The sequence below is a fragment of the Paraprevotella sp. genome, from assembly GCF_986071375.1.
Genome location: NZ_CFQRNQ010000011.1, coordinates 99,055 through 120,562 on the forward strand (window position 1 = coordinate 99,055; position 21,508 = coordinate 120,562).

17 protein-coding genes and 1 tRNA gene are annotated in these 21,508 nt (G+C 48.2%); 12 read left to right on the plus strand and 6 right to left on the minus strand.

Annotation, left to right across the window (positions count from 1 at the left end):
- Nucleotides 1-142 precede the first annotated feature (142 nt).
- The 3 genes from AC5RDV_RS07670 to AC5RDV_RS07680 all read left to right on the plus strand — a co-directional run bounded on the left by AC5RDV_RS07670 (nucleotide 143) and on the right by AC5RDV_RS07680 (nucleotide 2,528).
- Nucleotides 143-634: a GNAT family N-acetyltransferase gene (locus tag AC5RDV_RS07670; protein ID WP_282747915.1), complete on the plus strand. Its 492-nt coding sequence runs from the start codon at nucleotides 143-145 to the stop codon at nucleotides 632-634.
- Between the two features lie 237 nt (nucleotides 635-871).
- Nucleotides 872-1,813 (plus strand): CDP-alcohol phosphatidyltransferase family protein, encoded by a 942-nt coding sequence (locus AC5RDV_RS07675; protein WP_008627205.1) that lies wholly within the window; start codon nucleotides 872-874, stop codon nucleotides 1,811-1,813.
- Entirely contained in the window at nucleotides 1,806-2,528 is a 723-nt protein-coding gene (locus AC5RDV_RS07680) for an IspD/TarI family cytidylyltransferase (protein ID WP_282747914.1), read from the plus strand. The genes AC5RDV_RS07675 and AC5RDV_RS07680 overlap by 8 nt, the downstream gene beginning before the upstream one ends.
- Before the next feature lie 19 nt (nucleotides 2,529-2,547).
- Here the strand turns inward: AC5RDV_RS07680 and AC5RDV_RS07685 are convergent, their stop codons facing one another.
- Nucleotides 2,548-3,669 (minus strand): nucleotidyltransferase domain-containing protein, encoded by a 1,122-nt coding sequence (locus tag AC5RDV_RS07685; RefSeq protein WP_008627202.1) that lies wholly within the window; start codon nucleotides 3,667-3,669, stop codon nucleotides 2,548-2,550.
- A 409-nt stretch (nucleotides 3,670-4,078) separates the two neighbouring features.
- Here AC5RDV_RS07685 and AC5RDV_RS07690 point away from each other — a divergent pair, with 409 nt between their 5' ends.
- The 7 genes from AC5RDV_RS07690 (at nucleotide 4,079) to AC5RDV_RS07720 (ending at nucleotide 12,636) form a co-directional block, all read left to right on the plus strand.
- Entirely contained in the window at nucleotides 4,079-4,846 is a 768-nt protein-coding gene (locus tag AC5RDV_RS07690; RefSeq protein ID WP_253271063.1) for an META domain-containing protein, read from the plus strand.
- 78 nt (nucleotides 4,847-4,924) lie between these two features.
- Nucleotides 4,925-6,847 carry a TlpA family protein disulfide reductase gene (locus AC5RDV_RS07695; RefSeq protein WP_282747913.1) on the plus strand — a complete coding sequence of 641 codons (1,923 nt, stop codon included), beginning with the start codon at nucleotides 4,925-4,927 and terminating at the stop codon, nucleotides 6,845-6,847.
- A gap of 57 nt (nucleotides 6,848-6,904) precedes the next feature.
- Nucleotides 6,905-7,570: a DUF5041 domain-containing protein gene (locus tag AC5RDV_RS07700; protein ID WP_472825662.1), complete on the plus strand. Its 666-nt coding sequence runs from the start codon at nucleotides 6,905-6,907 to the stop codon at nucleotides 7,568-7,570.
- An 82-nt stretch (nucleotides 7,571-7,652) separates the two neighbouring features.
- Entirely contained in the window at nucleotides 7,653-8,978 is a 1,326-nt protein-coding gene (locus AC5RDV_RS07705; protein ID WP_130893927.1) for a TolC family protein, read from the plus strand.
- A 23-nt stretch (nucleotides 8,979-9,001) separates the two neighbouring features.
- Nucleotides 9,002-10,093 (plus strand): HlyD family secretion protein, encoded by a 1,092-nt coding sequence (locus AC5RDV_RS07710; RefSeq protein WP_008627193.1) that lies wholly within the window; start codon nucleotides 9,002-9,004, stop codon nucleotides 10,091-10,093.
- 4 nt (nucleotides 10,094-10,097) lie between these two features.
- Nucleotides 10,098-11,738 (plus strand): MFS transporter, encoded by a 1,641-nt coding sequence (locus tag AC5RDV_RS07715; RefSeq protein WP_494222151.1) that lies wholly within the window; start codon nucleotides 10,098-10,100, stop codon nucleotides 11,736-11,738.
- A gap of 22 nt (nucleotides 11,739-11,760) precedes the next feature.
- Complete coding sequence (locus AC5RDV_RS07720; RefSeq protein ID WP_130893925.1) at nucleotides 11,761-12,636, plus strand: AraC family transcriptional regulator; 876 nt, start codon at nucleotides 11,761-11,763, stop codon at nucleotides 12,634-12,636.
- Here AC5RDV_RS07720 and AC5RDV_RS07725 read toward each other — a convergent pair.
- The gene (locus AC5RDV_RS07725) at nucleotides 12,633-13,241 is read right to left on the minus strand and encodes an L-threonylcarbamoyladenylate synthase (RefSeq protein ID WP_282747912.1); all 609 of its coding nucleotides are present in this window, start codon (nucleotides 13,239-13,241) and stop codon (nucleotides 12,633-12,635) included. The two genes, AC5RDV_RS07720 and AC5RDV_RS07725, sit on opposite strands and share 4 nt — an antisense overlap.
- A 163-nt stretch (nucleotides 13,242-13,404) precedes the next feature.
- On the opposite strand from AC5RDV_RS07725, the gene AC5RDV_RS07730 reads away from it, so the two are divergent.
- Nucleotides 13,405-15,693 (plus strand): NADP-dependent malic enzyme, encoded by a 2,289-nt coding sequence (locus tag AC5RDV_RS07730; RefSeq protein WP_130893924.1) that lies wholly within the window; start codon nucleotides 13,405-13,407, stop codon nucleotides 15,691-15,693.
- Between the two features lie 101 nt (nucleotides 15,694-15,794).
- On the opposite strand, the gene AC5RDV_RS07735 is transcribed toward AC5RDV_RS07730, so the two are convergent.
- The 4 genes from AC5RDV_RS07735 to AC5RDV_RS07750 are packed head-to-tail and all read right to left on the minus strand — an operon-like array spanning nucleotide 15,795 to nucleotide 20,784.
- Nucleotides 15,795-16,571, minus strand: coding sequence for a CPBP family intramembrane glutamic endopeptidase (locus tag AC5RDV_RS07735; protein ID WP_040602831.1), 777 nt, complete (start codon nucleotides 16,569-16,571; stop codon nucleotides 15,795-15,797).
- 18 nt (nucleotides 16,572-16,589) lie between these two features.
- Nucleotides 16,590-17,534 (minus strand): riboflavin biosynthesis protein RibF, encoded by a 945-nt coding sequence (gene ribF, locus AC5RDV_RS07740; protein ID WP_130893923.1) that lies wholly within the window; start codon nucleotides 17,532-17,534, stop codon nucleotides 16,590-16,592.
- 12 nt (nucleotides 17,535-17,546) lie between these two features.
- Complete coding sequence (locus AC5RDV_RS07745) at nucleotides 17,547-18,158, minus strand: HAD family hydrolase (RefSeq protein WP_008627184.1); 612 nt, start codon at nucleotides 18,156-18,158, stop codon at nucleotides 17,547-17,549.
- Nucleotide 18,159: 1 nt separating this feature from the next.
- Entirely contained in the window at nucleotides 18,160-20,784 is a 2,625-nt protein-coding gene (locus AC5RDV_RS07750; RefSeq protein ID WP_282747911.1) for a calcium-translocating P-type ATPase, PMCA-type, read from the minus strand.
- 169 nt (nucleotides 20,785-20,953) lie between these two features.
- On the opposite strand from AC5RDV_RS07750, the gene AC5RDV_RS07755 reads away from it, so the two are divergent.
- Nucleotides 20,954-21,027 (plus strand) — tRNA-Ile (locus AC5RDV_RS07755).
- The last annotated feature ends 481 nt before the right edge of the window (nucleotides 21,028-21,508 follow it).

A 21,508-nucleotide genomic window follows, 5' to 3' on the forward strand; every position in this document is an offset into this window, starting at 1 on the left:
CATCGAGACGGAAGAAAGCCTCTGCCTCTCCTTAACGTCCTCCAACACGCCATCCACCTTCCCAAAGTCTTTATAAAAACCGCCTTCATTTGACCAATCAATGGAAACCAATCCTTACCACCCGACCAACGAAAGAAAAACCATGCATATCCGACTTGTAAAATTTGACAAGAAACGTTTCCTATACCTATTGCTTCTGGCTGATGAACAAGAATCGATGATAGACCGCTATATAGAACGAGGCGACTTGTTCATCATGGAAGAAAGAGGCGAAGCAAAAGCCGTAGCCGTAGTCACTCGCGAAAAACAAGGAGTTTATGAACTTAAAAACCTTGCCGTAGCTCCCGCCTGCCAACGCAAAGGTTACGGACGGATGATGGTGGAGCACGTATGGCATTACTATGCAGACTGCCACACCCTGTTGGTCGGCACGGGCAACAGCCCGTTAACTCTACCATTTTACCGTAGTTGCGGATTTACCTATTCACACACCCTGCCCGATTTCTTCACCCGGCACTATGACCATCCCATCATAGAAGGAGGCATACTGCTGAAGGACATGATTTACCTGAAACGGGAAAGACAAAACCCCAATCGGGACAGTGCAGCCCCTACTTCAGATACGGAGCCATAAAAGACCATGGCGTTTCAAGAAAACCGACAAACCTCCCCAAATGCCTCTTCTCTATCCCCTTGCCTCATTTTGCGTTTTCCTCTCGCCTTTTACGTAAAATACCCACAAAAACAAAGGTTTCGTTCTTTTATTCCGGCCTTTTTCCACTGACAGCTTGCAGATTCCGCTTTTTTTTACGAATATTGCAACACTTTTAGAAAGAAAGGGAAAACCAGAACTTTAGGAGGCTCACAAAATATGACATCATCCACACTGAAAGAACGTGTACAAGACACGCTGAAATCAGAAGACACGGAAGGGACGTTCGAACTTTACGTCACGCGCACTCCGGGTTATCTTTGGGCTTTGCTGTTCAAGAAACTACATATCCATCCCATCGCCGTCACGCTGCTCTCCATCGTCATCGGAGCATTGGCCGGTTACTTCTTCTGGTGGGACGACCTGTACATGAACCTCATCGGTATGTTTCTTCTGATATGGGCCAACTGGTACGACTGCGCCGACGGGCAACTGGCTCGCATGACGGGGCAGAAAACGCTAATCGGACGTATCTTGGACGGCTTTGCCGGCGACGTATGGTTCTTCTCCATTTATTTTTTCCTGTGCCTGCGCCTCACTGGCGAACCGGCTCCGTGGGGGCAACCATGGGGGATATGGATTTGGCTGATGGCCGCTTTCTCCGGTTTCCACTGCCATGCCAAACAATGTGCCGTGGCTGACTATTACCGCAACATCCACCTTTATTTCCTCAAAGGGGCATCGGGAAGCGAATTGGACAACTATGCCCAACAACGCGCCCTGATGCGATCGTTACCCTGGAACCGCAAGGAATGGTTTCACAAGATATACCTCTATTTTTATGGAAACTACACGCGGGGACAGGAGCGGCAAACGCCCAAATTCCAAAAGTTCTATGCCCTCGTCCAGCAACGTTATCCGGACGAGGTACCGCAAACGTTGAAAGAACGATTCCGTACAGCGAGCCTTCCTTTGATGAAATACACGAACATCCTGACTTTCGATACACGGGTTATCGTACTGTTCGTATCGCTGTTTATCGACATGCCCTGGCTCTTCTTCGTTTTCGAGATTATCGTACTCGAAGCCTTGCGTTACTACACCCGCCATGTACATGAAACTTTTTGTGACCGGTTCACAAAGGAGATAGAAAATGGATAAGCCACTCAACGTCGTATTACTGTTAGCCGGAGGACATGGCTTCCGCATGCACACCGACCGCCCCAAACAATTCATAGAGATTGCAGGTGAGCCGGTCATCTCCTACACCCTGCAAGCGTTCCAACGCCATCACGAAATCGACCGTATTTATGTGGTCTGCAATCCGGAATGGAACGATTTTGTAAAAACGACGGCTCGAAACGGCAGAATAAGCAAGCTGCATACGCTGTTCCCGGCCGGAGACACTAGCATCGACTCCCTGAGAAACGGTATCGCAGGCCTATATGCAGAACTGGGGGAACAGAACCCTACCGTCCTGACCCACGAAGCCGTACGCCCTTTGGTATCTGACGAAATCATCAGCCTCAACCTGGACACTTTCCGCACGCATGGAAATGCCGTCACTGCCGTCCGTAGCCAAGAGGCTTACATGGTAAGCCCCGACGGTATTTCTTCGGAAAAGTGCATTCCACGTGAGCTTCTGCACCGCGCACAGACCCCGATAACCTTCAGCCTGAACGACCTGACAGAAGCCTTCCGCAGGGCAAGCCAAATCCGAATCAGCCGCAGCCAATCCCTGTATACCCTGATTACGGAAGTTTTCCCTCTAAAAAAACTCTACATCTCATCCGGCTCCGAACTCAACTTCAAGCTTACGTTGCCCGAAGACATCGAAACCTTGAAGGCTCTTCTGACTTATCGGAAACAAAAGTGAACCGCAAGCCGTTGCCCGATTATTTTTTTGCCGGAAAATAACCGTGACGCGACCGCCACACGTAATGCCATATTTTAAACAAAGGACTCCAAAGGACTTCACCGGGATAATCCGTCAGGAATCCCATGTTACGCGACACCTTGCGACGGAAACGGCCGAAAGGTGTCTCATTTGCATCATGCCGGATGCGTTCATCATGTTGCCCGAAATTTCCGGCCTTCATGATTTCGGCCAACAGGCGCTGCCCCCGTCCGGGCGATGACGGCACCAACAGATGTTCTTCCTCCAGCCCGAAAACCGTTTGCAATACATACATCACCGCGCCGGCAAAACGTTTGAGATGCAAACGCTCCAAGCACCGCACGGCTTCCTCCCGCTCCGCTTCGGAACAGGGTTGCCTCAGCACAAAGTGGTAGTCCAATAATTGGCGCAAACCGATGCCTTCATCGAACAAATGACGGTAAACATGCACCAACAGGTACACACGGTTCATCGCCAAAGTGGGCACGGCCACCTCGCCCACCCGTTCGGGTAACTGCACCTTATGGAGCAATGACAACGTTTTCCATTCCTTAAAATAACGTTGTAGCCTGAGGTTCATCCCCCAACTGTTCATCCATGAAGGCGTAAAATGCAATTCAATCTCAGCCTCTTTCAATACGGGAAAGTCCACATGATGATAAACCACCTCCACGCCGGGGCAATACTTCCGGGCATAATCCACCACCATCTTGCGTCCGTCGTTCATCCACAGGTCGATGTCGCCGGGCGTGCGATGCAGCGGGCGGGGATAAAACAAGGAATTACCCTGTCCTTTCAGCAGGACGGTGCCCATTCCTTCTTTCAAAAACTTGTCATACACCATCACGAGCGTCCGGTTGAGCCTGCGGTTGCGTGTTTCTATTTGCTGCACCAGTCCGATCCAAGGCATCACGACATCCACCGGAGGCTTCTGGATGACGGATAAACGCTCCACGCCATCCAACACGATGGCAGCCACGGCTTGTTTGCAAGCCATGTCATACACTGCCGCCCATCCGTCCTTGTCTAAAGCCACGTCACGGTCGTGGCACGTCCCGATTCCTAAACGCAGAAGCTTGAAGAAGGCTTCGTCAGCCTGCATATATCTTGTTTTTCCCATCTTTATTTATCAGTATTTTTCACACCTTGTTTTCACAAACGCCTCTGCAAAGATAACATTTTTCCGATGCAAATCGGCATTCCAACGCAAAGTTATTTTAAATCACTCATTATAAATAAATTATACGACATCCAAAGACCTTAATTTCAAACTCAGCAGAACGGAAAATCAATCTAAGCCAAACAATTTTTCATTCTAAGCCAAACGATTTTTCAATCAAAGGAGATTGAAACGGGCCAATCAGCACAACGCTTTTACACAGAAAATTTCTCCGGCCCCTCACAATAGAAAACAATCGTTCCTGTAAATTAAAACAACTTAAAAAGATGAGGATACAAGGAAAAAGAGGTATATTTGCAATTTACAATACTAAATCAACTCAAAAATGAAAATGAAAAAATCAAGCGCAATGGGAATAGCCATTCTTACCATTGTTTTAGCAAGTGGTTGCGGAAGCAGCAAGAACACCCTACAAACCAGTGCCTTGGAGGGCGAATGGAATATCATTACCGTAAATGGCAAAGAGGCTATAGCCGACAAAGAACCATATATAGGAATGGACATGAAAGAGAACCGGATATACGGCTGTGCCGGGTGCAACCGCATCATGGGGTCCATCCAAGTGGATAAAGACAAAGCCGGACGCTTGTCTTTCGGGCAAGTGGCTTCCACACGGATGCTTTGCAGCGACATGGCAACCGAACGTGCCGTATTGGAAGCTTTGGGCAATGTGACCGGTTATAAAGGTACGGAAAAAGAACTGACCCTGACAGACGGCAACGGCAACGCCCTGTTCACACTGAGCAAACGTCCCGCCGCCACTTTGGCTTCCTTGAACGGCAAATGGAATATCACGAAGGTCTACGACGAAGCGGTAGAAGATATCGAAAAAACGGAGAAAACACCGTTCCTTGAATTCAATGCCGACAAAAAGACATTGCACGGCAATGCCGGATGCAACATCGTAAACGGGGGCATCGAACAGGAAAAGGAAAAACCCGCTTCACTGAAGTTCGACAAGTTGCTTTCCACGATGATGGCCGGCCCGGGCATGACGGTAGAAGGCAAAGTGCTGGAAGCCATGAACAAAGTGAGAAGCTTTATCGTCAAAGACGAGCATACGGCTGCCCTGTTGGATGAAAACGGCGCGGAAGCGTTGACGTTGGTGAAACAATAAAGGCGCCTATACCTGAAAATATTAACCGGGGGATGCCTGATTATCCAAAAGGGCATCCCCTTTTTAAACATCAATATCATGAATCATTTCTTTATGCATGCTCCCAAGTGGAGAACCGGAGCGGGCGTACTGACCCTCTTGGCATGGCTCACGTCCTGTGGCCCGAACAACAAAGCAGTGGAATACCCTTTGATTGAAACGGCCAATACCAACGCACTTGACATTGCAAAGGTGGAACTGACGGACTCAGCTACCATCCTGCACACCGACGCGTATTACCGTCCCCACAACTGGATTCGCATTTCTTCGGAGTCGTACCTGCAAGCCGGAGGAAAACGGTATATGCTGACCGGTGCCGAGGGAATCACTCCGGACTCACTTTTCTGGATGCCCGAATCGGGCGAAGCTTCATTTACCCTCTGCTTCGAGCCGCTCCCTTCCGGCACGACATCATTCGACTTTATCGAATCCGACTGCGAGGACTGTTTCAAGCTCTTCGGGATAGACCTGACGGGGAAAAAAACATTCGACATACCAGATAACGTACCCGAAAGCTTGCGGTTGGTCGACTGGGATGCGGAAGTGCCCGAACCGATTTTCAAAACGGGCACCACGACCGTCAACGTCCATTTCCTGCATTATCGTCCGGAATTAGGCAAAGAGGCCAACCTCTATGTCAACACCCTCTTCGGGACGCAACAGCCTTATACGGCAACCGTCGACCCCGAAACGGGCAAGGCTTCGTTCAGCTTCCTGCAATGCGGAACGGTGCAAGCAGCCGTAGTCCTCAACAACAGTATGGCAGGAAGCGCATGGTTAGCTCCAGGCGAAACGACCGAACTATATGTGGACATGCGTGTATTGGGGTATTACCTTTCGCTCCGCCGTGAGGAAAAGAAAAAAACGACATATCCGGCTACTTTCCAACGACTCTATTCCTCGGGCACGTATGCCAACCTGAATAACGTCGACAACCAATTAGACAACAGTCCTTATTATAGCATGAACTTGCTTACTGGAGAATTTGCAGACTACCGCATGACCTCGGCCGAATATGCCGCCCATGTCGTGGACACCTACAAGGCTCTCGAAGACAGCATCGCCCAAAGCAACCTTTCTCCGCTCAAAAAGGAAATGAAACTGCTCGCTCTTCGACAGGATGCCTTCTCGGCCATGGCACAAGGCAATTACCTGCGCGAACATAACTACCGATACATAAACCATCAATGGGATTACAACTTCAAAGTGGAAGGTATCGAACCGCTGAAACCGGAGGATGCCAAGACCATCTGCCAACTGTTTGACATCAACGATTCCAAACTCTTGATGGGAATCTACCTTTCGGACTATGTGCGTGCCGCCAGTTCATCCTCTTTCGACTGGCCGCAACTGGCCGGTATCCCAAAAGGACTGGTAAAGGACTTGCGCCAAATCGCCGGTTACCCAGCCAAAGCGGAGAATGTCGCGCTCACCGATGCGGACTTTGCCCAAATGAAAGCCATGGACAACCCGTTCTACCTCGAAGCGTTCACCCTCATGCAAAAGAAGGCCAAAGACGAACTGGCCGCAGTGGAAGCCAAGTCGAAAGTGGAAACCACGCCCGACGTGCCCAAAGAACGGTTGTTCGACGCCCTCATCGCGCCCTACAAAGGCAAAGTTGTGATTGTAGACTTCTGGAATACATGGTGCGGCCCGTGCCGTGCGGCCATCCAAGCCAACGAACCGCTCAAGTCCTCCAACCTGAAAAGTGACAACCTCGTATGGGTTTACATTGCCAACGAGACCTCTCCCATCGTGAAATACAAGACCATGATTCCGGACATCCAAGGCTTGCACTACCGCCTGAACCAGGAACAATGGAACTATCTGTGTGACAAATTCAAGATAGACGGCATCCCCTCCTACGTGTTGGTGGACAAGTCGGGGGCATACAAGCTGCGTAACGACTTCCGCGACCACAGTTTGATGATAAAGACGCTAATAGAAGAATTAGAAAAATAAAGGATATCACATAAAATTTAAAATATGAAAAGATTTTTATCTGTTGGATTGCTATGTATGTCTTTATTTACCACCATACAAGCTCAAACCACACATACAGTAAAGCACATGGAAACTCAATTGCAGGATGTACTCAATGTGCTCGAAGACATGGACATCCACATACACCGTTTCGATGTGAGCCAGTTCCTCGATGCCACATATCAAATGGAAATCTACGTGGATGAATATAAAAACCACCAAAAAACAGGCAGAACACACCACTTTGATTTGGGAAAGAATATCTGCTCTTTAGACGAAATACCGGAAGAACACAAGGAAGGTTTCCGAAAGGCCTACAAAATCCCTAACGGGGAAAAAGAGTGGGACAACATCAAGGAGATTTCCATTTATATACGACAAGATGAAAAGAACGATTCCACTGCAGAAATCCGCATATCTTGCCCCAACGTCGGCACGCAAGGTTTCAGATTCACCTTACATCCTGCCGACGGACGGGATTTCTACAGCTACCATACACGACCATTTGCCTTCCATGCCATACAAACAGCCGATGAAATGAAAATACCCCTCTTGCTATATGGCTCGGCATGGGCTGAACCGGGCACGACCTTCTTCCGTTTCTGCGGTGAAAACGAAATAGACCCGGAAATGAAAGCCGAAATACTTCGCCATATCCCACACTATTATATAATAGGTATAAGGCTGAACAAGAAAAGGTAAATATGAACATAAAAGACCTATTTATGAATACCCCTGTTTATCCATAAGCCGCTAACTTTGCGACAAACATAGGGGAAACATCATGAAAAGGCTATTGTTCATATTTTCTATATTTTGCCTGCCTATTGCCAAAGGGAACTCACAAGAGACCCTGACATTAGAACGTTGCCTGCAATGGGGCATCGAAAACAACTTGTCCTTACAAAACAGACGGAACGAAATCCGGAAAAGCCAGTACGGCATCTCTGAAAACCGGGCTAAACTCTTGCCGCAAATCAACGGATTCGCAAATTTCAACGACAACCCGCGACCTCCGGTTTCCGTAACGGACGGCTCATCGTACGGTGTACCCTATAACGTGACCCACACCCTGCAATACAGTGCCAATGCGGGCGTACAATTACAAATGCCCCTCTACAACCAAACGGTCTATACAGCCGTATCCATCGCTAAAACCATGGATGAGATTAGCCGCTTATCATACGGAAAAGCACGCGAAGACCTCATCATGCAAATCTGCAAAATATATTATCTGGGACAAACCACAACGGAACAGATTTCACTCATCAAGGCCAATATCGCACGATTGGAAGAACTGAGAGACATCACACAAGCCTTTTACGACAATGACATGGCATTGGACGTAGATGTCAAACGCGTCAATATCAACTTAGAGAACCTTCAAGTGCAATATGACAACGCACAAGCCATGTTAATCCAACAGCTCAACATGCTGAAATACATTCTCGACTATCCGGAAGAAAAAGAAATTGCATTAGTCCCGGCCAACACCGAAACGATTTCACAAGACTCGTTCAACGGCCTGTCTGAAGACTTATACGAACTCCGAATGCTACAATCCCAAGAACGCCTGGCAGAGCAACAGAAAAAAATAATCAACCACGGCTATATACCTTCACTTAGCCTGAGCGGAAGCTGGATGTATTCAGCATATACAGACAAAGGCTACCATTGGTTTCACTCTGGCCCGTCCAACCACTGGTACGATGCCCTGAGCCTGGGGCTCTCATTACGTGTGCCCATTTTTGACGGTTTGGACAAACGTTACAAGAAACGTAAAGCCCTCTTGGATATTGAAAACATCAAACTTACCCAAGAAGACACACGGAAAAACTTGCAAACCCAGTACCTGAACGCCACCAGTGACCTGCTGAACAATCAACGTAATTTCAAAAAACAAAGAGACAACTACTTGTTGGCCGAAGATGTTTACGAAGTCACCTCCGACCGCTATCGGGAAGGCATCGCTTCCATGACAGAAGTCCTACAAGACGAGATGCGGATGAGCGAAGCACAAAACAACTATATCAGCGCACATTACAACTACCGGATTACCCGGCTCACGCTCATGAAACTGAGCGGACAATTGGACTCCTTAGTTAAATAAAAAACATAAACCCTATTGTAAAAATGGAAGCAACAGATACGAACAAGACAACTGGGACTCATCAGGAAAAAGCCCAAAAACTAAGAAAAGTGAGACGTTGGCAAATTGCCGTCAGCCTGTTGGGTATTGCCGTCATGGTTTGGGGGGTCATCGAAGTCATTTTCCTCTTCATCGGATACAAACACACGGAAACTAGCAACGACGCACAAATCGAACAATATATATCCCCCGTAAACCTACGCGCATCGGGATATATCAAAAGAATCTATTTCACCGAACACCAAGACGTACACAAAGGCGATACGCTATTGGTTTTGGACGACCGTGAATATAAAATCAGAGTAATGGAAGCCGAAGCCGCACTAAAAGACGCCTTAGCCGGACAAACCATCATCGGAGCAAGCTTACAGACCACCCAAAACACCGCTTCCGTATATGACGCATCCATTTCGGAAATAGAAATCCGTCTGGCCAAATTGGAAAAAGACCGCCAACGCTATGAAAATTTGGTAAAACGTAATGCCGCCACCCCCATCCAATTGGAACAGATTGAGACCGAATATGAGGCTACCCGCAAAAAATTGGAAGCTACCAAACGCCAACGCATGGCCGCCCTCTCCGGCGTGAACGAAGTATCGCACCGCCGCCAAAGCGCAGAAGCGGCGATACAACGAGCCACAGCCGCATTAGAAATGGCCAAATTGAACCTTTCCTATACCGTAGTCGTAGCCCCGTGTGACGGGAAATTGGGACGTAGGGCCTTGGAAGAAGGGCAATATATCAGTGCCGGACAGACAATTACCTATATCTTGCCTGATACGCAAAAATGGGTCGTCGCCAACTACAAAGAAACGCAAATAGAAAACCTCTCGGTCGGACAAGAAGTTTCCATCACGGTAGATGCAGTGAGCCAAAAGACTTTCAGCGGTAAAATCACCGCCATATCCGGTGCCACCGGCTCCAAGTATTCTTTGGTTCCGACGGACAACTCAGCCGGCAACTTCGTGAAAATACAACAAAGGATTCCGGTCCGGATAGACTTCACCAACTTATCGAAAGAAGACAACGAAAAACTGGCGGCCGGCATGATGGTCATCGTAAAAGCTAAATTCTGAGCCTATGCCTTCTTATCCGAAAAATTATCCGTTCTATAATTGGGTACCCAAACCTCTCGGTATCCTCATTTTGGTATTATTGTTCCTACCCATTCTCACGGCAGGAGGAGTATACTCTGTCAACAGTACCGAAATGATGAGCGGATTAGGCATTATCTCCGAACACATCCAATTCACCAACTTTGCCACCTCTATCGGCATGGCCGCCTTTGCACCTTTCCTTTACCGCCTGGTCCTCATCCGACGTGAGAAAATGATGTGCCTCGCCGGCTTCTCGCTCATGTATATCTTCAGTTTCATCTGCGCCAAGACCGACAGTGTATTTTTATTAGCCTTGTGCAGCCTGCTCATGGGATTCCTACGCATGGTACTTATGATGGTTAACCTATTCACACTGATTCTTTACGCAGGAGGCATTGAAGCTTATCTCAAAATCACCCCGGGCATGGAACCCGAAACAGCAAACGGTTGGGACAAACTTGACATTGAACGTAGTGCCGCCCAACCTGCAATCTATTTGTTCTTCATGATTTTGGGACAGATTGGCACCTCTATCACTGCTTGGATGGCTTTTGAATACGAATGGCAATATGTCTACTACTTCATGATGGGTATGCTGTTGCTTAGCATCTTGGTGATTTTCATCACCATGCCCTATCACAAGTTCCAAAGCCACCGCTTCCCCATCAACATGAGACAGTTCGGCAATGCAACTGTACTCTGCACCATGCTGCTGTGCTTCACCTACATCATGACCTACGGGAAAGTCTTGGATTGGTATGACGACCCGACCATCCGTTGGGCCACAGTGGGGGGAGTAATATCAGCCGGACTATTCATATATTTGGAAAGCATGCACCGCAATCCCTATTATATCTTGGGAGTATTGCGCCTGCGCACCATCCGTATGGGCATCCTTTTCTATTTTCTGCTCATGTTCCTTAACTCCAGTGCCATGTTTGTCAACGTATTCACCGGCATCGGCATGAAATTGGACAATTGGCAAAACGCCACGTTAGGCAACTGGTGCATGGCGGGTTACGCCATCGGCGGCCTGCTCACCATCGGGCTGAGCGTAAAAGGCGTGCACTTCAAATACCTGTTTGCCGGAGGTTTCCTCTTACTCGGACTTTCAGCCATGTTCATGTATTTCGAGGTTCAAAGCGCCGGACTATACGAACGGATGAAATACCCCGTCATCATACGCTCCACTGGAATGATGATGCTATACTCCCTCATCCCAACGTATGCCACCCAACGTATGCCCTACAAATACTTGTCCACGTGGATTTGCACAATGCTCACCGTACGGATGGTGTTAGCACCTAGCATAGGGGGAGCTGTCTACAGCAATTTGCTACAAGAACGGCAACAACATTACATTACACGTTACGCTCAAAACGTAGACATGCTAAATCCAGATGCCTCTACCTCGTTCAACGGCACACTTCAGGGAATGTACTACCAAGGGAAAAGCAAAGCGGAAGCTATCAATATGGCGGCAACTTCCACCAAAGGCCGCATTCAGGTACAAGCCACACTTTCGGCCGTCAAAGAAATGGCGGGGGGGACACTCTATGCTTGCCTTTTCTGCACAATTTTCACCTTAATCATACCGTATCCCAAACGAAAATTGCTAACTTAGCGAAAAGTTTAGCAAGCCATGTATGGAAAACCATAAAGAACGTTTAGTCCAACTAAACCGCAGCTTAACTGCAGGACATAACATTTGCAGTTCGGAAGGATTTCTCACTGATTTCCCCCCGATTTTAAAGACCTCGTTTGAAACAAACGGAGTCGGGTTAATTGTATGCCTGCAAGGACATTTTTCATTTTCACTGAACCAAAAAGACTTTCAAGCACAAGCAGGCGAGACGCTCTTCATCCCGGAGAATTCAACTTTCCGCGCATTACAGTCCACCAATGACTTGAAGATTTTCATCCTCATCTACAAAACAGATACGCTTCGTAACATCATGGGAAACTTAGTCGTATCCATGTACCTCTACATGAAATTCGTGCCGGAACCCTGCTATGTCTGGAATACTGGAGAAGAAGCTGAAGTTATCCGCTATATGCACCTGCTCAATAGTACCCTGCACACTGAAAACGATTCATTCAACCTTTATGAACAAAAACTGCTTTTATTAGCCCTGACCCATCGCCTCTGTTCCATCTACAATCGTAAACTTGTCGCCAAATTAGATTCTATCGGTCACAAAAACGAAATATTCATGCGCCTCATCCAACTCATAGAACAACATTACACCCGAAAAAGAAGCGTGGATTTTTACGCTGACAAATTATGCTTGTCCCCTAAATACCTTTCCGCATTATCTAAATCTATTTGTGGATACACCGTACAAGAACTCGTATTCAAGTCCATTATCTGCAAAAGCATTTCACTGCTCAAAAATACCCAAAAGAACATCCAGGAAATCTCCAATGACCTACACTTCCCCAACGCATCTTACTTCGGTACCTTTTTCCGAAAACAAACCGGACTATCCCCCCAACAATTCCGTAAAAGTATGACTTTCTAAAACAAAAGTTCTCCTTTGCCTTGCCGGACAATTTCGAAAGCATCGTCCACACAGTCCACCACCGTTGAAGCCTCGCTACCTCCATATCCCCCGTCAATGACCAAAGCCACACGGCCTTCGTATTTCTCATGAATCAACTCAGGATCGATAGAGTATTCGATAATCTCGTCCTCATCATGCACCGACATCGTGAGGAGTGGATTCCCCAATCCCTCCACCAATCCACGCGCAATACTATTGTCCGGCACACGGATACCCACCTCTTTCTTATTCTTATATATTTTAGGAAGCCGGCTGCTCGTGGGCAGAATGAACGTGAACGGCCCCGGCAAGTTTTTCTTCAAAAGTTTGAAAGCAGCATTGCTGACTTGCGCATATTCGCTGATGTTGGACAAGTCATAGCAAATAATCGACAAGTTGCTCTTCTGTGGATTCACTCCCTTCAGTGCACAAATCCTCTCCACCGCCCGTACGTTCAGGGCATCGCATCCTATGGCATATACCGTGTCGGTAGGATAAATAATCAACTCACCGTCTCTCAGCATTTTGAGGGCCTTGACCATCTCACGGGGGTTCGGATTTTCCGGATAAATTCTAATTAGCATGCTTTCTTTCCTTTTTATAGTTTACAAAGGTATCATTTTCTTTTGGTTTTGCAGCAAAGAGCTTACAATATAATGAAAAACGCGATTGTAACACGTCAAAATATAATTTTATTAGTATCTTTGTCCGGTATTAGCGAAAGAATATATTCCAAATCATAACAAAATGGCAAAAATAACCAAAGAAATGGCTTTGCGCTATCATGAACAAGGCAAGCCTGGAAAAATCGAAGTGGTGCCTACCAAGCCCCACAGTACACAAACGGACCTTTCACTGGCTTATTCGCCCGGCGTGGCAGAACCCTGTCTCGAAATAGAAAAGAACCCGCAGGATGCCTACCGCTATACAGCCAAAGGAAATCTTGTAGCCGTAATTTCCAATGGTACTGCTGTCCTCGGATTGGGCGACATCGGTGCATTGGCCGGCAAACCGGTAATGGAAGGAAAAGGACTACTTTTCAAGATATACTCAGGCATTGATGTGTTTGACATCGAGGTAAACGAAAAAGACCCCGAAAAGTTCATTCAGGCCGTAAAAGCTATTGCCCCGACTTTCGGCGGCATCAATCTGGAAGACATTAAGGCACCCGAATGCTTTGAAATCGAACGCCGCTTGAAAGAAGAACTCGACATCCCCGTCATGCACGACGACCAACACGGTACGGCCATCATCTCCAGTGCCGGACTGTTGAATGCGTTGGAAGTGGCAGGAAAGAAAATCGAAGACGTGAGAATCGTTGTGAACGGAGCCGGGGCTTCGGCCGTATCATGCACAAAACTGTATGTATCGCTCGGCGCACGGTTGGAAAACATCGTCATGTTGGACAGCAAGGGTGTGATTTCAAAAGACCGTACCGACCTGAACGAGCAGAAGCGTTACTTCGCCACCAGTCGTACGGACATCCATACGTTGGAAGAAGCCATCAAGGGTGCCGACGTATTCCTTGGTTTGTCACGCGGCAATGTGTTGAGCAAGGACATGGTACGCAGCATGGCTCCGTCACCCATCGTGTTTGCATTGGCTAACCCGGTACCCGAAATCTCGTATGAGGATGCCATGGATTCGCGTCCCGACGTGTTGATGGCTACTGGACGTTCCGACTACCCGAACCAGATTAACAACGTCATCGGATTCCCTTATATCTTCCGTGGCGCGTTAGATACCGGCGCCACGGCCATCAACGAAGAAATGAAACTGGCCGCCGTACGGGCTATCGCAGGCATTGCCAAACAACCCGTGCCGGACGTAGTGAACGAGGCTTACCACGTGAACAACCTCACCTTCGGCCCTTCATATTTCATTCCGAAACCGGTAGACCCGCGCCTCATCACCGAGGTGTCCATGGCTGTGGCCAAAGCCGCCATGGAAAGCGGAGTGGCCCGCAAGCCCATCGAAAACTGGGACGCTTACACCCTCCACTTGAAGGAACTGATGGGATATGAGTCGAAACTGACCCGCCAGTTGAGAGATACGGCCCGCCGCAATCCCCAACGCGTAGTGTTTGCCGAGGGTATCCATCCCAACATGCTGAAAGCCGCCGTAGAGGCCAAGGCTGAAGGCATCTGCCATCCTATCCTGTTGGGTAACGACGAGCGTATCGAGAAATTGGCGAAAGAACTCGACCTCAGCCTGGAAGGCATCGAAATCGTTAACCTGCGCCACGACCGCGAAGCTGAACGCCGCGAACGTTATGCCAAGATATTGGCCGAGAAGAAAGCCCGCGAAGGTTATACATTCGAGGAAGCCAACGACAAGATGTTCGAGCGTAACTATTTCGGCATGATGATGGTAGAGACTGGCGAAGCGGACGCATTCATCACGGGCGTGTATACCAAATACTCCAACACCATCAAGGTTGCCAAAGAAGTCATCGGCATACAACCGGAATACAACCATTTCGGTACCATGCACATCATGAACAGTAAGAAAGGTACGTACTTCCTGGCAGACACGCTTATCAACCGCCATCCCGACACGGAAACGATGATAGACATTGCACGGCTATCCGAAAAGACCGTGCGTTTCTTCAATCACGAACCGGTCATCGCCATGTTGTCCTATTCCAATTTCGGGACGGACACATGCGGAAGCCCGGCCAGCATCCATAAAGCCGTAGAGTATATGCAGGAGAACTACCCGAACCTACCCATCGACGGGGAGATGCAGGTGAACTTCGCCATGAACAATGAACTTCGCGACCGTAAGTACCCGTTCACTCGCCTACAGGGCAAGGAGGTCAACACCTTGGTATTCCCGAACCTGAGTTCGGCCAATGCCGGTTACCAGTTACTCCAGGCCCTGAATGGAGACGAAATTGAAATGATAGGCCCTATTCAGATGGGATTGAACAAACCGATTCATTTCACCGACTTCGAAAGTTCCGTACGCGACATCGTGAACATCACGGCCGTAGCGGTTATTGATGCCATCGTGATGAAGAAAAAGAACCAGTAACCAACAGGTTTATACCAAAAGAAATCAGGACGCACTGCCTTTTCCTTAGCTGTGCATCCTGATTTCTTTTAGTATAAACAGGATTAATATTTACCCCTTTCCTAACTGAACACCTTGTCCAAATAACGGTAACCCACATATCCGCAAACCGCAGCTGCCAAAGCCCAAACGGAAGCTGCGACGGCCCCGCCGCACAACTCCACCAAAGTCGTATCCGAATCTCCTGTACACCAAATCATGGCAACACCCACAAAATTATTGAAGACATGTGCCGCCACCGGAATCCAGATCGTTCCCGACCGCCAATACAACCAACCCAAAACCCAACCAAAAACTACAGCTCCCGGTATTTGTGCAGGATTGCCATGTATGACTCCGAATATCAAGGCTGAAAGCAAAATGGCCATCCACGGACGCATCCTGTGCCGGATAAGATGCCGCTGGATTCCCATCCGGAACACCAGTTCCTCGGTAACAGGCCCGACTAAAACAATGGCCAAAACTCCCCAAGGGTTATACACAAGCGTGGCAAATACATCCTTATTCAAGTCCTCTAATGTCAAAGTCTCCAATAACAGGTTCACAATAAAAATGACGGGCAACATCCATAAGACCACACCGGCGTATACCGGCCATTTTATTTGCCCGAAACGGAAACTTTTACGGTCTGTCCATCTCAACAAAGTCATCACCGCCCATACCACAACCCCGTTTAATAACAGAGAAATCCCCAAGGCCGATGGAGAAGCTGCCAATGCGTTCACATCCAAACGCCCTTCGTGAAGCAAATCCGAAAGATTGAAAAAGAACAAGACTACCAAGGAAGACAAAACCTGGGCCAACAAAAAAATAATCACCAGACAAATCGTACGTTTCATACCCATCTCCTTTCCAAGCTATTGCTCCTTGTTTAAAATCATTCTCACCATAGCCTCATCCTCGCGAAGCTGATGAACCAATTCCCCTTTATTCCTGAACTTCCTTTCATCTCTCAAACGCCTGACGAAACTCAACGTCAAACGACAACCGTACAAGTCCCCGGCAAAATCCAACAAATGTACTTCTATGGTGCGATTCTCACCGTTTTCCATCGTCGGCCGAAGACCGATATTCAACATTCCGCCCCAAACGTGTTCCTCTCCTCCTATTTTTCCTTTGACCCAAACGGCATATACACCGTTTTTCGGAATCAGCTTCTGTGAATCCTCTACCTGTATATTCGCCGTAGGAAAGCCCAGTTCATGCCCTACGTGGAAACCATGAACCACACGCCCCGTAATTTCGTACGGGCGAGTCAGGCAACGTGCCGCTATTCCTACCTCGCCTTCGGCCAGACAAGCCCTGACCATAGACGAACTTACGTTCACCTCGCTCATGGCAAAGGCGTCCGCACGAACGACTTCCATCCCCAATTCCCGTCCATATTCCACATATTCCGCAAATCCCTCCGAACGGTCATGTCCGAAACGATGGTCGTATCCGATAACCAGGACCTTTACAGATAACTTCTCTTTCAGTATTTCAGCCATAAAGCGACGGGCCGACAAAGCTGCCAATGCCGTGGTGAAATCCAACGTCAGGCAATAATCCGCTCCCGTCGTAGCCAACTGCCCGCATTTCTCGTCATACGTGGTCAGCAACTGAGGCTGATAAGCGGCTTGCATGACTTGACGCGGATGCGTACGGAAAGTGACCAGCAAAGAAGCCAAATCGTGCCCGACGGCATAACGGGTCAACTGCCGTATCAAAAAGCGATGCCCCCGGTGCACGCCATCGAAAAAACCAATCGTGGCGACACAAGCCTGATAAGGCAAGGGGTCAGTAAGCGTGATAAACTTCATTCTCCTTCGTCATTACTCCAACAAACCGAACCAATCTTCCGGCTGCCGGGAATGGAACACCTGTATACCCAAACTCTCTGCCGTCCTGCAATTTTCGGAAGAGTCATCGACAAACAATGTCTCTTCCGGCTTCAACCCGGCTTCCGACAACACCTTACGGAATATCCGTTCGTCCGGTTTGGCCAGATGCATCTGGAAGGATAGGAATATGCGGTCGAAACAATCTTCCATCTCCAGCCCCGTAGAAGCCATCAATTCACGGCATGAATATGCCCAGTGCATAGCATTCGTGTTGCTGAGCATATAAGTGCGGTAATCCGTCCGCAGATTACGGATGGTTTGCATGCGACGAGCCGGAATCCCGACCAACATCTTATTCCAAGCCCGAAAGATTTCTTCATCTTTCACATCTGCCCCGACTTTCTTCCGCACATAAGTGCAAAACTCATCCGGTGACATATCTCCGGTTTCCATCAAGGCAAACACTCCGTCCTGCACATAATCATTGATATAAGCACGGGCTTCAAAACCCAACGCCTCGAAAGCATGAACCGCTGCCTGCTTGTCCAAATCCACGATAATACCGCCGAAATCGAAAATAATATTTTTTATCCGTTTATCCATTTCATTCTGCTTTTTTCCGGCAAAGCCTTTTGAAGAAACGGCCTGCCTCTCCGACCCATAATACAAGAGAGCTTACAGCAAGCAATATTCCCCAGTCCCCGGCCGCCAAAGGTACAGTGCGGAATACCGGTCCGCCGAACTGTACAATCAACCACTGGCCACACAGGATAAGGCATAATACGGTCAACACGCCGACGCACCGGGAAAGATGCTTGAAAGCCGAATCTGTCGTAGAATAGGTCTTTGCATTCAACAAATTCCAGAACTGCAACAAGACAAAGAATGTGAAAAACACGGTCAGTTCATACACATCCATTCCTCCCGTGGTTTCTATACGGAGAAGCATGGCCAACAAGAACCCGACAAAGGCCATCCCATAACCCAATATCGACGTCCATATCGGACGGGTGATAATGAATTGCCCTACAGGACGAGGCCTCTCATTCATCACGTTCGGGTCAGCCGGCAACGATGCCAAAGCCAAAGCCGCAAAAGTGTCCATGATGATATTCACCCACAACATTTGGGTAACGGTCAACGGAAGAGTCGTTCCCATGAACGCACCGATAAGCACGACCAACAAAGCGGTGAAATTAATAGTCAACTGGAACATGACAAAACGTTGGATATTCTTATACAACGAACGCCCCCACATGACAGCCGTGACAATACTACGGAACGAATCATCAAGCAATGTAATGTCACTGGCTTCCTTGGCCACCGAAGTCCCCGACCCCATCGACAAGCCGACTTGGGCAAAGTTCAACGCCGGAGCATCGTTCGTCCCATCGCCGGTCACAGCCACGACTTCTCCCTCCGTCTGCAACAACTTCACTAGCCGTTGCTTGTCCAACGGACGGGCACGGCTCATCACCTTCAAATCCTTGATACGTTGCAGGGCTTCTTCATCGCTCAACGCAGCAAAGTCAACGCCCCGCATGCAATTCTTCTTTTCGTCATCCCCTTCTTTCCACAAACCGATTTGACGGGCTATTTCCACAGCGGTACCCGTGCTGTCGCCCGTCACGACCTTGATTTGCACTCCGGCCTTCAAGCAGTTCTCCACGGCCTGGGGCACTTCCGGGCGCACAGGGTCACTAATAGCCGCCAAGCCCAACAAGGTCAACCCGCCGGATTGTACCAAAGCCGCACAATCATCTTCCGTATCCGCCACTTCCTTATAAGCCAACAACAAAGTACGCTGCGCATGCATCTGCCAGTCTTTCAGTTGGACGTGATATCCGGCAATTTGCTCTTCCGATAAACCCCGGCAAAGTCCCAAAACAATTTCGGGTGCCCCTTTCACATATACAACCTTTCGGCCCAACACGGAGGAATTCACTACCGTAGCCATATATTTCCGCTCTGAAGAGAAAGGCAGACGAGCCACCTCTTCCACCTCTTGGCGCACCTTCATATAATCCGAACCACGTCCTTGCATCCAAAGCAACAAAGCCACCTCCGTGGGATTTCCCAACCCTTCCGTACGGGATTCATTTAAAAAGGCTGTCGTATTGCATGCGATAGCTTCATCCAAGAGTGCCGAATTCTCATCTTGCATCAGCATTTGCGACACGGTCATGCGATTTTGTGTCAATGTGCCAGTCTTGTCCGTACAAATTACCGTAATGGCCCCCATCGTCTCGCAAGCATGCATCTTACGTACCAAATTATTGGTTTTCAGCATACGACGCATATTCAATGCCAGACTTAACGTCACAGCCATCGGCAATCCCTCGGGAACAGCCATGACAATCAGCGTCACAGCCATCATGAAATTATTCAGCACCATCCCAAACACATGCCAATAGTTTTCACTCCCCCACACACCTACCTTGGGAATATATTCCATCAAACCATGTACCGTAAATATCGTAAACGTAAGGAATGCCACAGTATACCCTATCTTACTAATGAAACCGGCCAAACGGTCCAACTGCTTGTTCAATGGTGTCTTTTCACCGGTCAGCACGGTCGCTTCGCGAGCTACCTGGCCAATCTCCGTATGGTCGCCCACAGCGATCACACGGGCCGCAGCACTTCCCTCTACAATGGTCGTGCCACGCATCAATCGATTCGTGGCATACGGGGCATTTTTATCAAAATCCGAATGGTCCGTACTTTTCCGCGTAACCGGTTCTCCCGTCAGATTCGATTCATTCACCTGCAAACTTTCAGCCTTCAACAACTCGGCATCGGCAGGTATCTCGTCTCCGGTGTCCAACATGATGATGTCTCCCACCACAAGCTCCTTGCGTGTAACTTCACACACCTGTCCGTTCCGTACAACCCGCACAAGGGCCTCGCTCCCCAAAGCATTCAACACATCAAATTTACGGGCGGCATCGTACTCAAAATAAAAACCGATGCCCGTGGCCAACAATATGGCACACACGATTCCTATGGTCTCTGCAAATTCATTTTCCACAAAAGCGACTACAAAAGACAGCAAGGCAGCTACCAACAATATCTGTATTACGGGATCCTGGAATTTCTCCAGATAAAGCCTCCACATTGAAGGGCGTTTCGGTGGGGTCAGTTCATTGCTCCCATGACGGGCACGGCTCTCTTCCACTTGTCGGTCATTCAAACCGACACTCAACCAATCTGTCTCTTTTGTACTCATCTTTACCTTTAATTATATACGATTTCTGTTTCATACATCATTCCACGACGCGAAAATACAATAGTTCCGGCAATATTGAAAGCTTTCCCCCCATTTTTTACCTTTATTGTTTGCATATCTCAATAAATCATATTACTTTTGCAATGCAATTTCAGAAAGAAGTTGTTTCGGACTTGTAGCTCAGTTGGTTAGAGCAACAGACTCATAATCTGGAGGTCCCTGGTTCAAGCCCAGGCTGGTCCACTCTTAAAATCAAGCACTTACGAGAAATCGCAAGTGCTTTTTTCTTTGTCTGCGTAAACAATGCGTAAACAAACTGTTTGAGTTGGACGTGTTTACTTATAGAATTTCAGTGATGCTTCATGCAATCCTGTAGTATCTTTACTCAAAGTTTTTGTTCGCGTGGCGACACATTACAGTCAAATAAACTCAAATATATTCCATTGATATATTGATTTACAGAATAATGTTGTAACTTTGCAAATGCAATGCATTTATGGCAAGCCATGACCAAAAGGTGCTCTTTCCTAAAAAGGGGAAAGTGAGTTTGCTTAACTTTCGTGGGAGGGTCATCCCATTCCGATGAATCGATGCGTAGAGGGGGTATTAGTCGGAGAATACTCCATACCAAACAATATGCGAGAGTTGCTTCAGGGGTTGAGACCGATCAGCAGAAGCCCGGTTACCAGTCAGCGACAGAAGACAACGAGATTGCACCGCTGCA

Coding starts and splice junctions, on each gene's coding strand:
- AC5RDV_RS07725 (WP_282747912.1), bottom strand. CDS start 13,241: ATGCTAATTAGAATTTATCCGGAAAATCCGAACCCCCGTGAGATGGTC.
- AC5RDV_RS07675 (WP_008627205.1), top strand. CDS start 872: ATGACATCATCCACACTGAAAGAACGTGTACAAGACACGCTGAAATCA.
- AC5RDV_RS07685 (WP_008627202.1), bottom strand. CDS start 3,669: ATGGGAAAAACAAGATATATGCAGGCTGACGAAGCCTTCTTCAAGCTT.
- AC5RDV_RS07670 (WP_282747915.1), top strand. CDS start 143: ATGCATATCCGACTTGTAAAATTTGACAAGAAACGTTTCCTATACCTA.
- AC5RDV_RS07750 (WP_282747911.1), bottom strand. CDS start 20,784: ATGAGTACAAAAGAGACAGATTGGTTGAGTGTCGGTTTGAATGACCGA.
- AC5RDV_RS07695 (WP_282747913.1), top strand. CDS start 4,925: ATGAATCATTTCTTTATGCATGCTCCCAAGTGGAGAACCGGAGCGGGC.
- AC5RDV_RS07700 (WP_472825662.1), top strand. CDS start 6,905: ATGTCTTTATTTACCACCATACAAGCTCAAACCACACATACAGTAAAG.
- ribF (WP_130893923.1), bottom strand. CDS start 17,534: ATGAAGTTTATCACGCTTACTGACCCCTTGCCTTATCAGGCTTGTGTC.
- AC5RDV_RS07745 (WP_008627184.1), bottom strand. CDS start 18,158: ATGGATAAACGGATAAAAAATATTATTTTCGATTTCGGCGGTATTATC.
- AC5RDV_RS07690 (WP_253271063.1), top strand. CDS start 4,079: ATGGGAATAGCCATTCTTACCATTGTTTTAGCAAGTGGTTGCGGAAGC.
- AC5RDV_RS07705 (WP_130893927.1), top strand. CDS start 7,653: ATGAAAAGGCTATTGTTCATATTTTCTATATTTTGCCTGCCTATTGCC.
- AC5RDV_RS07720 (WP_130893925.1), top strand. CDS start 11,761: ATGGAAAACCATAAAGAACGTTTAGTCCAACTAAACCGCAGCTTAACT.
- AC5RDV_RS07730 (WP_130893924.1), top strand. CDS start 13,405: ATGGCAAAAATAACCAAAGAAATGGCTTTGCGCTATCATGAACAAGGC.
- AC5RDV_RS07735 (WP_040602831.1), bottom strand. CDS start 16,571: ATGAAACGTACGATTTGTCTGGTGATTATTTTTTTGTTGGCCCAGGTT.
- AC5RDV_RS07680 (WP_282747914.1), top strand. CDS start 1,806: ATGGATAAGCCACTCAACGTCGTATTACTGTTAGCCGGAGGACATGGC.
- AC5RDV_RS07710 (WP_008627193.1), top strand. CDS start 9,002: ATGGAAGCAACAGATACGAACAAGACAACTGGGACTCATCAGGAAAAA.
- AC5RDV_RS07715 (WP_494222151.1), top strand. CDS start 10,098: ATGCCTTCTTATCCGAAAAATTATCCGTTCTATAATTGGGTACCCAAA.